At 65.4% G+C, this 13219-nt stretch carries 11 protein-coding genes; 10 read left to right on the top strand and 1 reads right to left on the bottom strand.

Features of this window, described 5'->3' with window-relative positions; genetic code table 11:
- Position 1 precedes the first annotated feature (1 nt).
- From GLL_RS07335 to GLL_RS07290, 10 genes are all read left to right on the top strand, one after another.
- Positions 2–1264 carry a phage tail protein gene (locus tag GLL_RS07335; RefSeq protein ID WP_011141411.1) on the top strand — a complete coding sequence of 421 codons (1263 nt, stop codon included), beginning with the start codon at positions 2–4 and terminating at the stop codon, positions 1262–1264.
- A 6-nt stretch (positions 1265–1270) separates the two neighbouring features.
- On the top strand, positions 1271–2482 hold the full coding sequence (locus GLL_RS07330; RefSeq protein ID WP_011141410.1) for a DUF4159 domain-containing protein: 1212 nt from the start codon (positions 1271–1273) through the stop codon (positions 2480–2482).
- 148 nt (positions 2483–2630) lie between these two features.
- Positions 2631–3215, top strand: a complete 585-nt coding sequence (locus GLL_RS07325; protein WP_164928770.1) for a hypothetical protein — start codon at positions 2631–2633, stop codon at positions 3213–3215.
- Between the two features lie 46 nt (positions 3216–3261).
- Positions 3262–5502: a hypothetical protein gene (locus tag GLL_RS07320; RefSeq protein ID WP_011141408.1), complete on the top strand. Its 2241-nt coding sequence runs from the start codon at positions 3262–3264 to the stop codon at positions 5500–5502.
- The gene (locus GLL_RS07315; RefSeq protein WP_011141407.1) at positions 5499–7490 is read left to right on the top strand and encodes a COG1470 family protein; all 1992 of its coding nucleotides are present in this window, start codon (positions 5499–5501) and stop codon (positions 7488–7490) included. Before GLL_RS07320 ends, GLL_RS07315 begins: the two co-directional genes overlap by 4 nt.
- Before the next feature lie 5 nt (positions 7491–7495).
- Positions 7496–8251 (top strand): FHA domain-containing protein, encoded by a 756-nt coding sequence (locus GLL_RS07310; RefSeq protein ID WP_011141406.1) that lies wholly within the window; start codon positions 7496–7498, stop codon positions 8249–8251.
- Between the two features lie 7 nt (positions 8252–8258).
- Complete coding sequence (locus GLL_RS07305) at positions 8259–9626, top strand: protein phosphatase 2C domain-containing protein (RefSeq protein ID WP_011141405.1); 1368 nt, start codon at positions 8259–8261, stop codon at positions 9624–9626.
- Positions 9627–9628: 2 nt separating this feature from the next.
- On the top strand, positions 9629–10747 hold the full coding sequence (locus GLL_RS07300) for an ABC transporter ATP-binding protein (RefSeq protein ID WP_011141404.1): 1119 nt from the start codon (positions 9629–9631) through the stop codon (positions 10745–10747).
- Entirely contained in the window at positions 10744–11598 is an 855-nt protein-coding gene (locus tag GLL_RS07295; protein ID WP_011141403.1) for an ABC transporter permease, read from the top strand. The genes GLL_RS07300 and GLL_RS07295 overlap by 4 nt, the downstream gene beginning before the upstream one ends.
- Positions 11595–12380, top strand: a complete 786-nt coding sequence (locus tag GLL_RS07290) for an ABC transporter permease (RefSeq protein WP_011141402.1) — start codon at positions 11595–11597, stop codon at positions 12378–12380. The genes GLL_RS07295 and GLL_RS07290 overlap by 4 nt, the downstream gene beginning before the upstream one ends.
- A 196-nt stretch (positions 12381–12576) precedes the next feature.
- Here the strand turns inward: GLL_RS07290 and purN are convergent, their stop codons facing one another.
- Entirely contained in the window at positions 12577–13218 is a 642-nt protein-coding gene (purN, locus tag GLL_RS07285) for a phosphoribosylglycinamide formyltransferase (protein WP_164928769.1), read from the bottom strand.
- Position 13219: the final 1 nt, after the last annotated feature.

Raw genomic sequence — 13219 nt, 5'->3', positions numbered from 1 at the left:
GGTGACCCAGGCCCACGACCGCAAACTCCTGACCGTCCAGATCACCCCGATGCGGGTGCCCGAGGCGGTGCCCCTGGCCGGGCTGATGGTCAACGGCCCCGATGAAAGTGTGGCGGTGAGCGCCCGCAGCAACGGTCTGTTGCTCCATCCGGGTGAACCCAGCGAGATGGTGGTGCAGATCAAAAACCTGGGCAAGCGCCCCATCTGGCTCAATTTGCGCGTCGAGGGCGACTTTCCGGTCGACTGGTACCGCATCGGCATGGAGGGCAACCAGATCGCCCCCGGTCATCAGATGGAGGCAGTCATCTACTTCCAGGTGCCTGCGTCCTATTTTGAAGATCAAAAAGCGCTCACCCCCAAAAAGAAGCGCCACCTCGACCTCGATTTTCAGGGCCGCATCTATTTTTTCTACGGCATCAACGCCCTCGAACTCGACCAGGTCGAATTGGAGGAGTTCAGCGTCCATGTGCGTGCCCACAGTCTTTATCTCAACTACCTGCCGGCCCTCTACCGCGAAGTCGACTTTATCGGCCGGTTTCTCAAAATTTTTGAGGAGACCTTCGAGCCCGCTTTCCATGGGCTGGAGGGCATGTGGGCCAACCTCGACCCGCTGACTGCCCCCAGGGCGCTATTGCCTTTTCTGGCCTACTGGGTGTCCTGGCCGATGGACGCGCGCTGGGAACTGCCGCAGCAGCGCCGCCTCATCAAGCGGGCGGTCGAAATTTACCGCTGGCGCGGCACCCGCAAGGGCCTCAGGCTCTACCTGCACCTGTACACGGGGCTGCCCCTCGACGACCAGCTTCCCGAGGAAGCAGCCAAGCACATCGCGATCACCGACCACTTCGGGCGCGGCTTTGTGCTGGGGGGCGAACGCCTCGGCCAGGGCACGGTGCTGGGGGGCGGGCGGCCGTTTCACTTTGTGGTGCGCCTGCGCGAGGAGCGCCCCGGGCAGATCGACGAGCGGCTGGTGCGGCTGATCATCGAGCAGGAGCGCCCCGCTTTTTGCACTTACGACCTCTACATCGAAAGCCCACCCCCACCCCCGGCCACCCCGCCGGGCCAGGCCGGCCAGGCCGCCCCGTCGCCTCCCGCTCCGAGCCGCCGTCCGGCTCCTGCTACCCCCAACGGCCGCCCCGGTGCGCCGCCTCCCAAATCCGCCCAGGGCACCCCGAAGCCCCTGCCCCCCAAGCCGCCCGCTCCGGGCCAACCCGACCCGAAACGCCCCGAACCCCCGTCTGCGCCACTCGAATCCTCTTCGCCATAAAGACCCATGAGCCAACTGTTCCCCGCCCCGCCCATCCGTCCTTTCGAACGCCTGCAGGCCGCCGACGGTCTGCTCATCAACGCCGAGCGCTGGCGGCGCGCCCACGAGTACCACCGGCTGCGCCAGGGCATGCACTACCAGGCGCTCAACCAGCCGGGGATCGTCTGCGGCCTGGGGGTGCAGGCGATCCCCGCCCCGAGCGAGGTCAAGGCCGAATATCGCGACGGGCGCTGGGTGCGCATTCAGCCGGGGATCGCTATCGACCTGGTGGGTAATCCGATCGTCGTCCCCCAGCCCATCGACTTTCGCGTCGCCGTCGAACTTGCCGACAACGAGCCCGCGATGGTCTATCTGGTGGTCAAGTACGTCGATCCCGACGACTTGCGCCGCGAGGAGCGCCGCGACATTGTCCAGGAGACGTTCCGTGTCGATGAAAAAAGCAGCCCCCCCGAAGAACTGGAAGTCGAAGTCTGCCGGGTGCTGCTGCAGCCTGGGACCGTGCAGCTCGAGAACCCGCGCGAAGTCTTCTTTCCGGGCTACAGCAACGTCGACCTGCGCTTCCGGCTGCAGGCGCAGCCGCGCCCCCAGGCACTGATCAGCATGGCGGTGGTCAACCACCCCGACCCCGACGGCACCCGCCACTTCTTCAACCTGCCCCACTTGCTCCGGGCCACCGGCGCGCTCTACCCGGCCCTGCAGGGGGTGGGCGAGGTGGGCCAGGTGAGCTTCGATGAAGCGGAGGGCCTGGAAGCCCATGACCTGCTGTACCTGACCGGCCGCCAGCCGCTGGTGCTCAACAGCCGCGAATTCGAAGCGCTCAAAGGCTACCTCGACCGCGGCGGGGTACTGATGGTGGACGCCCCTGCCGACGCCGCTCCCCTGGTCGAGAGCGTGCTCGCCCTCGCCCAGCAACTGGAGACCCCCCTGGAGTACCTTGAGCGCCTGCGCCGGGATCACCCGCTGCGCACCCACCCGTTCTTGTTCTCGGCGCTGCCCGCGATCAACCAGCAACCTTTGCGGCTGCTCACCGGCGGCGGCATCGTGCTGACGATCGGCGAACTGGCCGCCGCCTGGGGCATCGACGACAACTTTGCCCTCTCGCGCCTGGCCATCCGCACCGCCCACGAACTGGGCATCAATATCCTGGCCTACGCCTGGCGCCGGCGGCAGCTGTTTGCCCTGCAGGGCAAGGACACAGCCTGGATGGGCGGCACCTGAAAGAAGACGGCGCTATGGCCTGCCGGGAGTTGTCCCTAGGAGCCCCTACCCCGGACCGACCGCCCCACAGCAAGGGGGCAGGGCGATCCATCGTCCCGGCGGCCGGAGTAGTAATAGCAGTCAGCCCGCAAGCATGAGGGAGCGAGCGATGTCCAACTTCTTTAAAGACTTCATGAACGTGGAGAGTTTCATCTACAGCACGTGGATGAACCTGTTCGGCGGGGCGTTTTCCCGGCTGACCCGTCCCCAGTCCGGTGCCAGTTCGGTGGTGCCCGGCGTAGCGGCCCCCCTGCGCCCCGGTATGCGCCCGCCGCAGCGGCCCGGTGCCCCCGCTCCCCAGCGCCCCGGCGCCCCGCCCGCCCAGGGAGCCGCGCCGCAGCGGCCCGGTGCCCCTGCTCCCCAACGCCCCGCGGCGGGTGCCCCCGGCCCGCGCCCGCCCGCTGCTCCCCAGCGCCCGGGGATGCCCCCCGGCATGCCCGCCCCCAACCCGAACCGGCAGTTGGACAAATCCGCCCAGGGAGCACAGTTGTTCGGCATGAACATCAACAATCTGCCCCAGATCCCCGGTCTCAACGCACCGCCCAGCGGCAAGGGCAACGCTGTGCAAACCCGCGCCGAGCAAGAAATTTATTTGCTCAAGGCGCGCGGCATGAACTTTGTTTCCCAGGGCGTCCACCGCTCCTTCAGCCAGATGTACACCAACTTGCGAAGCTTCTTCGAAAGAAGGGCGTGAACACCCGCGCGGCCACCCCCGGCCCGCCTAGCCAACCCGCACCCGTATGGAAAAACGCGTCATCAGCGCTGTGCTCTCGGAGCAGGCGGTCACCTACCGCCCCGGTGGTCCGCCGGTCACTTTTGAGGTGACCGTCAGCAACGACAGCAACCAGTTCGCGGGATTCAAACTGGAGTTACTGGCGGCGGGGACGGGGCGCAATCCCAACTGGTACCAGCTCTTTCCGGAAGTCTCCACCGCCAAGCCCCCCGGCAGCCGCACCCAGTTTCAGGTGACGATCGTCGATTCGCCCATTCCCGGTTTTGTAGGGGCGATCAACGTCACGATCTTGATCACCTCCCCGCAGCTCAAGGAGGAGCGCAAGTACCTGCTGCGGCTGATTGTCGAAGCGGGTTCGGGACCGTCGCAACTATTGGTCGACCTGCCGGTGCGCCAGTTTCAGACCTATCCGCGCAATCCCGTGGATATTCCGGTGCGGGTGCGCAACCTCAGCCAGCGGCCGGTGGATATCGTTTTGCGCTTTTTGGGAATCGACCCGGTCTGGATGGCCACCGGCACCGAGCGGCGCTTCGTCGTCGAAGCGGGCGCCCTGGTGGATGTCGCCTTTCAGTGCCTGCCGCCGGGGCCGAACCAGGCCCTCGGCCAGGAGTATCCCTTTGCGGTCGAAGCGCTCCCCCAGAGCGGGAGCGCCGCGCGCGCGGAAGGGTCGCTGGAGGTGTTGCCGGTAGGCTTCGTGCAGTTCAATTGCAGCGAACCGCGGCAACGTCTGCCGGAAAAAGGCGGCGCCTGGTGGCCCGACTGGAGCGAGCTTGCCGCCACCTTTCCGTTGCTGTTTAAAAACGCGAGCAACCTGCGCCAGGAGGTGAGCGTCGCCGTCGAAGGCCGCGACAGCGGCAGGTGCACCGCCCGCACCGAACCGCCCCAGGGGGTGCTGGGGGTCTCCACCACCACCGAACTCAAACTCGAAATCACCCGCAAGCGCTCGCTGTTCGGCCTACCCAAGACACTGCAATTGGAGGCGGTGGCGGTCCTGTCCGACGAGCGGCTGGGAGGTGCCGATCCGCCCTCGCAAAAACTCGAACTGCGCGTGTTGCCGAAGTTGCCCGTCTGGATGCAGGTATTGTCCTTTGCACTCACGTTTATCTCGGGCAGTTGGGGGGCGGTCACGGTCCACGAGCATTTCAATCCCCGCGCCCACACCGACCTGGTCAATTCGGTGCGCGTCAGCGGCGACGCGCGCATGGTCTACAGCGCCAGCGACGACCGCACCATCCGCAGCTGGCGCATCGGCAAAGAAGGCGGCGATCTCAGCTACGAGGGCATTCTGGTCGATACCGGCCGGCCCGTGCGCGCGCTGCGCTTTATGCCCAAGAACAACAGCCAGCTGGCCGCCGGGCTCGAAAACGGAGCGGTGCAAATCTGGAACGTCGCCACCGGCGAGAAGCTGCGCCAGCTCGACTACCAGCCGGAGGTGGACGACCGGGTCTTCGACCTTGTCTTCACCGCCAACTCGCGCCATCTATTTAGCGCCCACGGCAGCGGCATGGTGCAGATGTGGGACCTGCAATCGGAGGCCACCCAGCCGGTGCGCGTCCTCGAACTGGATAAAAAACTCGATTACACCGTGCAGGCGCTCGAACTGAGCGGCGACGAGCGCACGCTGATTAGCGCCGGCCGGTTTTTCAGGCTGTTGCTCTGGGATCTGGATAAACCCGACGCCAGACCGCGCCGATTGCAGCCGCGCGGCGGCCAGAACGACGTCATCTGGAGCGTCGCCCTCTCGCCCAAAAACCCGAATTTGCTCGCCACCGCCGATTCCCAAGGCAACATCACCACCTACGACCTCGCCCGCTGCGCCGACCCGAACGCCGCAAAGGCGCCGTTTAGCGGGGCGACCGCCCTCGGCTCCCTGGTCAAAGCGGACCCGAAGGCGCAGGACCGGGCCGTCCCCGTCCAGAGCGCCGAAACGGTGCCTGCGAACGTGCCCGTCGATGTCACCTGCCCGGTGCTGGATCGCTGGTTGGGCCACGGCAGTTTCGCGGTCCGCTCGCTCGCCTTCGGCGGCGACGGCCTGTCGCTGATTAGCGGCGGGGACGATCACCGGGTGATGCTCTGGCAGCTCACCCCCAAAGGCACGCGCGCGGCGCGCTCCGTCACCGGCCGCTTGCTGGAGGAGCGCCCCAAAAAGGTGAACGCCGTTGACCTCGGCCGCGACCGCGAGGGGATCATCGGTGTAAGCGGCGGCGACGATTTTCAAGTGTCGATGCGACGGGTGCCCCTGCCGTGATCCAGACTCGCTCCTGCCCGATTGTGCTGATCATGAACCCGCCCGGCCCCCAGCAGGCGACGCCGGGTTCGCAGGTCGAGCTGTTTGTCACCGTGAGCAACCAGGGCGACCAGAGCGCGGTGATCGACGTCTTTATCGACGATTCCGAGCGCGACTTGCGCAAGTGGTGCGATTCGCCGCGCCAGCGCCTCGCCCTCGATCCCAAGCAGAGCAGCGAGGTGGCCTTTCGCTTCACCATCCCGCCGCAGGCTTTTCCGGGCATCTACGACTACGCCATCGTCGTGGACGCTCCCGAGCACTACCCGGAGGACACCCCCCTGCAGCGGCCCCGCCAGCTGCAACTGTTGCCGCGCGACCAGCAGGCGGTGCGCGTCAGCGATCCGACCTTCGCGCTCAAACCCCAGACCACCCCCCAGCAGCCGCTGGTGGTCCAACCCGGCAAACCCCAGGTGGTCCAGATCCAGGTGCACAACCGCTCCGACCGGGTCGACCGCTTCAGGCTCACCTGCCCGGACCTCGAAGAGAGCTGGTACTCGGTGCGCTACCAGGTGCCGAGCCTGAGCGGCCCGGGCCTGGTGGACTGCCCCGACGGCCTCGATCTCAACCCCAACACCCGGGGCCAGATTGTTCTGCTGTTCCAGCCGCCCACCGACACGCTGTCGGGCAGCTATTCGCCGACTTTGCGGGTCTATTCCGCCAACACCCCAGACCTGGTGCTCCTCGATCTGGTATATCTGCAAATTCCGACCACCTACGGACTCAAAGTCGAAATCGAGACGCTACTCGGCAAAGTCACCCGCAAGCCGGGGCGCTTCAAGGTGAACATCGCCAACGAAGGCAACGTCATCCGCGAACTGGGGGTCGGGGCCAGCAGCAGCGAGGAGGACGAGTACGCCGCCTACGAGTGCAGACCCGAGGAGGTGCGCCTCCTGCCGGGTAGAAGTGTCGGCATCGATCTCACGATCAAACCCAAGAACTGGTGGCAGCGGCCCTTCTGGGGCGAACCCTTCGAGATTCCCTTCAAGATCGATCTTACCGACGCCAAGGCGCTGCCGCTGCCCAAGACACCGCCCAAGGCCAAGCTCGAATGGCTGGCCCGGCCCTGGTGGCAGCTGCTGCTGGCCGCTTTGCTGGTGCTCGCGGCGCTGGGGGGGATATTCTATCTAGTCTGGCTGGTGTACTTTCGCGCTCCCGACCCCGTGCGCGTCGAGAGCTTCCAGTCCGACAGCATCCGCTACCTGGAGACCAACGGCGACCGGATCACCCTCAACTGGCAACTGCGCAACCCCGGTCAGATCCGCAAGATCACCGTCAATGCCCGCGCGGGCAACGGCCAGCCGGTCAGCAAACCGATGGAACTGACCTTCGGCGATCAGCTCAAAGAGGTGGCCGACCTGCCCGCCGCCCTCAAGGGCAAATGCCAGATCACCGAGGACCTGCTCGCCTGCCGAAACGTCAAGACCGACGCCCGCAAAGGCGGCTACTATGTCTTCGAGATGAAGGTACTCCAGCGCCACCGCGACGCCCCGGCGGTCACCACCCAGAGCGATCTCATCGAGATCGTCCCCAAGCCCAAACCGAAGCCGGAAACGCTCTCCAAGCCGGTGATCGGCAAATTTACCCTCAACGGCACCGCCGCCCCGGCCAATGTTCCTCTTAAGATTAAGACCGATACCAATCCCGGCGACAAGGTGGTGCTCTCCTGGCAGGTCACCGGCAAGGATGTGAGTGTCGAACTGGAGACCTACGGTACCTTCGGCCCCAACGGATCGCTGAGTTTGCCGCCTTTTACGCGCGCGGGCCGGCAGATCCCAATCACCCTCAAAGCGGCCAACAAAGCGGGTGAGGTGCGCCGCGGCTTCGTCATCGAGACCTTCGACCCGACCCCGCCGCCACCGCCCCCCGGCAAGGACGCTCCCAAAAATCCCGGCAAACCCGCCGCCCCGGCCCTTAAAACCGCCCCCGAACCCACCGCTCCCGCTCCCTAACCGCCATGGCTATCGTCTGCTCCCAGTGCCAGCACGCCAACCCCGACACCGCCCTGAACTGCCGGCGCTGCCAGGGGGAGATCGCCGTACTGTGTCTTGAATGCGGCAGCATCAACCCGACACCCTGCCAGTATTGCGGCGAATGCGGCGTCGAGTTGCCCCACGTCGTTTCCGCCCCACCGCAGCCGGTGGCTATTGCCGCTTCGCCAGTCGTTGCATCGGTCCTTGCCCCATCGCCTGCTCCTGAGGCCCCCCCCGCATCCGCCCCTGTCGTGCCCCCCGAGCGGCGTTCCGCCCGCCGGGCCGACCCGGCCCCTGTCGATCCACCTCTACCCCAGGTTGCCCGCCCCATGGAAAGCCCGCCTCCGCGCCCCAACGCCGGTGCGCCGCCGCCCTTCGCCTCGCCCGGCACGCGCCTGCAGATTGCCACCGCCGTCCTCGTCCATATCGGCAGCGACGAGCGGCTCGAACTGCCGGCGGATCAGCCCCTGGTCTACCTCGGCAAACCCAACGAAGATCTACCGCCCGATATCGACGTCTCCCACCTGCCCGGCGCAGAAGTGGTCTCGCGCGTCCACGCCGCCATCCACAGCAGCGAAGGAAATTTTGCCCTCGAGGACGCCGGCAGCAGCAACGGCACCTTCTTGAACGGCGAACTGATCAAACCGGGAACGCGCTTTCGCCGTAAGCTCAAAGCGGGCGACACCATCGCCCTCGGCAAAGCCAACAAGATGAGCTTCCGCTTCGAAATCGAAGAGTAAACCGCCCATGCACTATCTGGTCACCGGCAATCGCCAGGCCCTCGACCGGCGCTACCGGGTGGTCGGCCAGTCCCCGGCAATCGCCCGGGATCTGCTGCCGGACCAGCCCACCGCCGCCCCCGCGGGCCTGCCTGCCGGTTGCCGCCCTTACCAGAGGCTGCACCACTTTCGCTGGGCGATCCCCGAGATTCACACCTGCATGGCGGCCCCAAATGGCGGCGAACCGTGCGTGCTGTTGGCGCGCGGGCCGCTCGCAGCCGACGGCACCCCCTGGCCGACATTGCGCCAGGGCTGGCCCGCCGCCCCACCGTTGCAGCAGATTGGCTGGCTGGTTCAACTGGCCCGCCTCTGGGAACCCTGTGTGCAGGAGGGGGTAGCCTCTTCGCTGCTTGCCCCCGACAACATCGGCGTACTCGGCTGGCAGGCTTGCCTGTTTTATTTGAGCGGCGACCCGGCGCCGCCGCCGCTCGCGGCCTTGGGGCAAAGCTGGCAGAGCCTGATCCCCCTCAGCCCGCCGCTCGCCGCAATCGTCGGGGCACTCTGCCTGGGCCGAATCGCCCGCGTCGAGGAGCTGTCCGCCGCCCTCGAAAATCTCGCCGCCGCCAACCCTGGCCGCGGTCCGGCGGGCGTGCTGGGTGCGACCCACCCGGGCAGCCGCAAGGCCAACGAGGACTGCTTCATCCACGATCCGCCCGGCACCTACGGCATCGTCTGCGACGGCATGGGCGGGCACGAAGGCGGCGCGGTGGCAAGCCGCCTGGCTCTGGATCTGCTCGATCGCGAACTGCAGCAACTCAGCCGTCAGACCCAGCCCCTGCCGCCTTTGCAGGTGCGCCGGGGCATGGCGTTGGCCCTCTACCGCGCCAACCAGTTGCTCTTGGAGACCAACCGCCGCCAGGGACGCCAGCGCCGGCACCAGATGGGTACGACCGTCGTCGCCTACTGCCTGACGGGCAGCCTGCTGCACATTGCCCACGTCGGCGACAGCCGCATCTACCTCATCGACCGGCACCACTGCCAGCAGCTCACCGTCGATGACGACGTGGCCAACCAGGAGGTGAGTCTGGCGCGCACCACCAGCAGTGCTGTGCTGCGCATGGACGGCAGCGGCCATCTCACCCAGGCGCTCGGGGTGATCGCCATGGAGGCTTTGCAGCCCACAGTCCAGACCTTTGTGCTGCCTGAAGACTGTCTGGTGCTGCTGTGCAGCGATGGGCTGTGCGACGGGTCGCTTGTCGAGCGCTGCTGGCAGACGGTGCTCCTACCCATGCTCACCGGCGATCTCGCCGCCGGGGCGCGGCAGTTGATCGATTTGGCTCTCCAGGAACTGGGGCACGACAATATAACGTTTATTCTTTTGAAGTACGCCGCCTAATTTTGCTGCCGCCGTTGAACGTCGTCGAGTTGGACCAGGTCGTCAAGTGCTTCAGTGAGCCCGGCGGCAAGCCACTGCGCGCCGTGGACGCGGTGAGTCTCGCGGTGCGGGCGGGCGAATTTTTTTCGCTGTTGGGCGAAAGCGGCTGCGGCAAAACCACGGTACTCAGGCTCATCGGCGGCTTCGAGCAACCGGATGGCGGCACGATCGCGATTGCCGGTCAGCCGATGGCGGGGGTACCGCCCTACCGTCGGCCGGTCAACACGGTCTTTCAAAGTTACGCGCTTTTCCCGCACCTGAACGTGTACCGGAACGTCGCCTTCGGCCTGGAGATGGAGCGGTTGGGGCGCGGCGAGGTGCGTTTGCGCGTCGAGGAGATGCTCGCCCTGGTGCGCCTGGAGAAGCTGGCCGCTCGCAAACCCCAGCAACTTTCCGGCGGCCAGAAGCAGCGGGTGGCCCTGGCCCGGGCGCTTGCCAAACGCCCGGCGGTGCTGCTGCTCGATGAACCTTTAAGTGCACTGGATTTGCAGTTGCGCCGGCAGTTGCGGTTGGAATTGAAGGCATTGCAGCGGCAGACGGGAATTACGTTTATCTTTGTCACCCACGACCAGGAGGAGGCTTTGAGCCTGTCTGATCGGGTGGGGGTGATGCGCGCGGGAAGGCTTTTGCAGGTAGGGACCGCTGCGGAAATTTACGAGCGGCCGACCAGCCGCTTCGTGGCCGAGTTCGTGGGCGAGACCAACTGGCTTACCGGGAGCGTCGAATCGGTCGAGGCGGGCGTGGTGTCGGTGTTCGTACCGGGGATCGATCAGGTGGTGCGGGGAATGGCGACCGCAGCCGTGGTATCGGGGGAGCGCGTATCGGTTGCGATTCGGCCCGAGAAGCTGGTGCTGTTGGGCGCGGACGCTGTGGCGTGTGCCGGGGTGAACCGGTTCGCCGCGACGTTGGGAGCTACCCGCTACGAAGGTGCCCTGACCCGTCAGGAGGTGCTCCTGGCTGGGGGGGAGCGCTTCTGGCTGTTGCTGACCAATCGCAATGGCCGGGAAGTATTGGCGGAGGGAGCGGCGTGTGTTTTGAGCGCTGATTGTCATGACACGATCGTGCTTGCGGAGGGGAATTGAAAACCTCTGCCTTCTCCCCCCTGCGGGGCATTCTGCTCACCGCCCCAGCCGTCATGTATCTACTGGCTTTCCTCGCGGCTCCCCTTGCCCTGGTGGCCGCTACGAGTGTGCTGAGCCGTAGCCCCTACGGCGAAGTGGTCTTCAAATTCACCGCCGACAACTACACCCGTCTGTTCGATCCTCTCTATCTCAACATCCTGCTCGATTCGCTGACGATTGCCGGGGCGACAACGGCCATCACGTTGCTCATCGGCTATCCGCTCGCTTGGTGGATGGCCCGCGTCCCGCAACGGGTGCGCTCGGTGGCGCTGTTTGCCATTCTGGTACCGTTCTGGACAAATTTTTTGATCCGCATCTACGCCTGGATCTTAATTCTGCGTTCTGGGGGACTGCTTGAAGGGCTGCTTGCGGGATTGGGGCTCTGGCGCGGTTCGATCGAAATTCTCTACACTCCCTGGGCGGTGCTCATCGGTATGGTCTACGAGTTTTTGCCCTTCATGGTGCTGCCGCTCTACGCCAGCCTCGAAAAGATCGACGAAGCGCAGCTCGCCGCCGCCGCCGATCTTGGCGCCAGACCGTTCCAGGTATTCTGGCGCGTCGTGCTGCCCCTGGGACTACCGGGCCTGGTGGCGGGCAGCACCCTGGTTTTTGTCCCGGCGATGGGCATGTTCGCCGTGCCCGATTTGATGGGTGGGGCACGCACGTTGCTGGTGGGCAATTTGATCCGCAACCAGTTTCTAGTCGCACGCGACTGGCCCTTTGGAGCGGCGGCGGCCATGGTGCTGGTGATCCTCACCCTCGGGCTGCTGGTCCTCTACACCCGCTTTGCCGAGAAGGAAACACTCGTATGAGCGGCAGGCGGGCATTGTGGCTCAGGCTGTGGGCCGTGGCGGTCTTCGGTTATCTATACCTGCCCATCTTGGTGTTGGTGGTATTTTCCTTCAACAGCCAGAAGCTCAACCTGCGCTGGCAGGGCTTCACCCTCGACTGGTACCGAGTGCTGCTGGCCGATACGCGCATCCAGGAGGCGGCGATCAATTCGCTGGTGGTGGCGGGGGCGGCCACCACCACAGCGACCGTCCTGGGTACGCTGCTCGCCCTCGCCCTGGCGCGCTACCGGCTTGCCCAACCGGCGGAACTGCTGCTCTACATCGCAATCATCGTGCCGGAGGTGGTGCTCGGCATTGCCCTGCTTATCTGGTTCTCGCAACTGGGGATCGCCGCGGGCCTGGTCACGGTGGCGACCGGGCATGTGGTGCTGTGTACACCGTTTGTCGCCCTCACCGTGCGTGCCCGCCTCTCGGGCTACGACCGCACCCTCGAAGAGGCGGCGATGGATCTGGGGGCACGCGAATGGACCACTTTCTGGCGGGTGACGATGCCCGCCATCTGGCCGGGCGTGCTCTCGGGGGCACTGCTGGCTTTTACGCTCTCGCTCGACGATTATGTGCTGGCGTTGTTTACCGCCGGGCCGGGGGCGACGACGTTGCCCTTGCGCATCTTCTCGATGGTGCGCTTCAGCATCACCCCGGAGATCAACGCCCTTTCGACCCTATGGGTTGTGGGGGTGAGCCTGGTGCTGCTGGTCGCTCAACGGTTCAGCCGCTCCATTGGTGTGGCCACAAAAGATTAATTACAGATTACAGAATCACGTCAAACGAGTTTAATATAACTGAGATACATGCAACCCCCATACCAGAGCACCGCAACGATGTCAGAGGCCTGCGGTTACTAACTGAATTACTGCCGTCTGACAGGTCAGAGATAACGCCTTTTGCCGGCCTGACTATTCAATTAGATTTAATGGCGTACATCTCTTTCGCCCTTCGCTAGAGTTGCTCTTCAAAACCGGTCGGTTCGACTTCATCGATAACAATACGGGCGCGGTTGCCCTCGACGCGCACCCGGCCCTCGGCAAAAAGCCGTACCGCCTCGGGAAGGATCCGGTATTCGTGGGCGTGGATGCGCACAGCCAGGGTTTCGGGGGTGTCGTCCTCGCGCACCGCCTCCGCCGCCTGCAGGATAATCGGACCGGCGTCGACTTCGAGGCGCACGATATGGACTGTGCAACCCGCCACTTTGACGCCGTAGTCGAGGGCCTGCTCGATCGCTTTGGCGCCCCGAAAGGCAGGCAGCAAACTCGGATGGATGTTGAGGATGCGATCTGCAAAGCGGCCGATCAGCACCTCCGTCACCTTGCGCATCCAACCGGCCATCACCACCAGTTCGACGCCGTGGGCTTCGAGGGTGGCGACAATCTCCTCATCGAGTACTTCGCGGCTGACGAATTTGCGGTGGTCGAGTAGGACTGCCGCGATGCCCGCGGCGCGGGCGCGATCGGCGACGTAGGCGCCGGGGTTGTTGTAGACGAGTACGGCGATTTCGACTGGCAACCGGCCCGAGCGCGCCGCATCGGCGAGCACCTGAAAGTTGGTGCCGCTACCGGAGGCCAGAATGCCGACGCGCAGCAAC

This window comes from Gloeobacter violaceus PCC 7421, assembly GCF_000011385.1.
Lineage (GTDB): Bacteria > Cyanobacteriota > Cyanobacteriia > Gloeobacterales > Gloeobacteraceae > Gloeobacter > Gloeobacter violaceus.
Note: the sequence above shows the minus strand (reverse complement) of the source record. Positions and strands in the feature narration are given on the sequence as shown.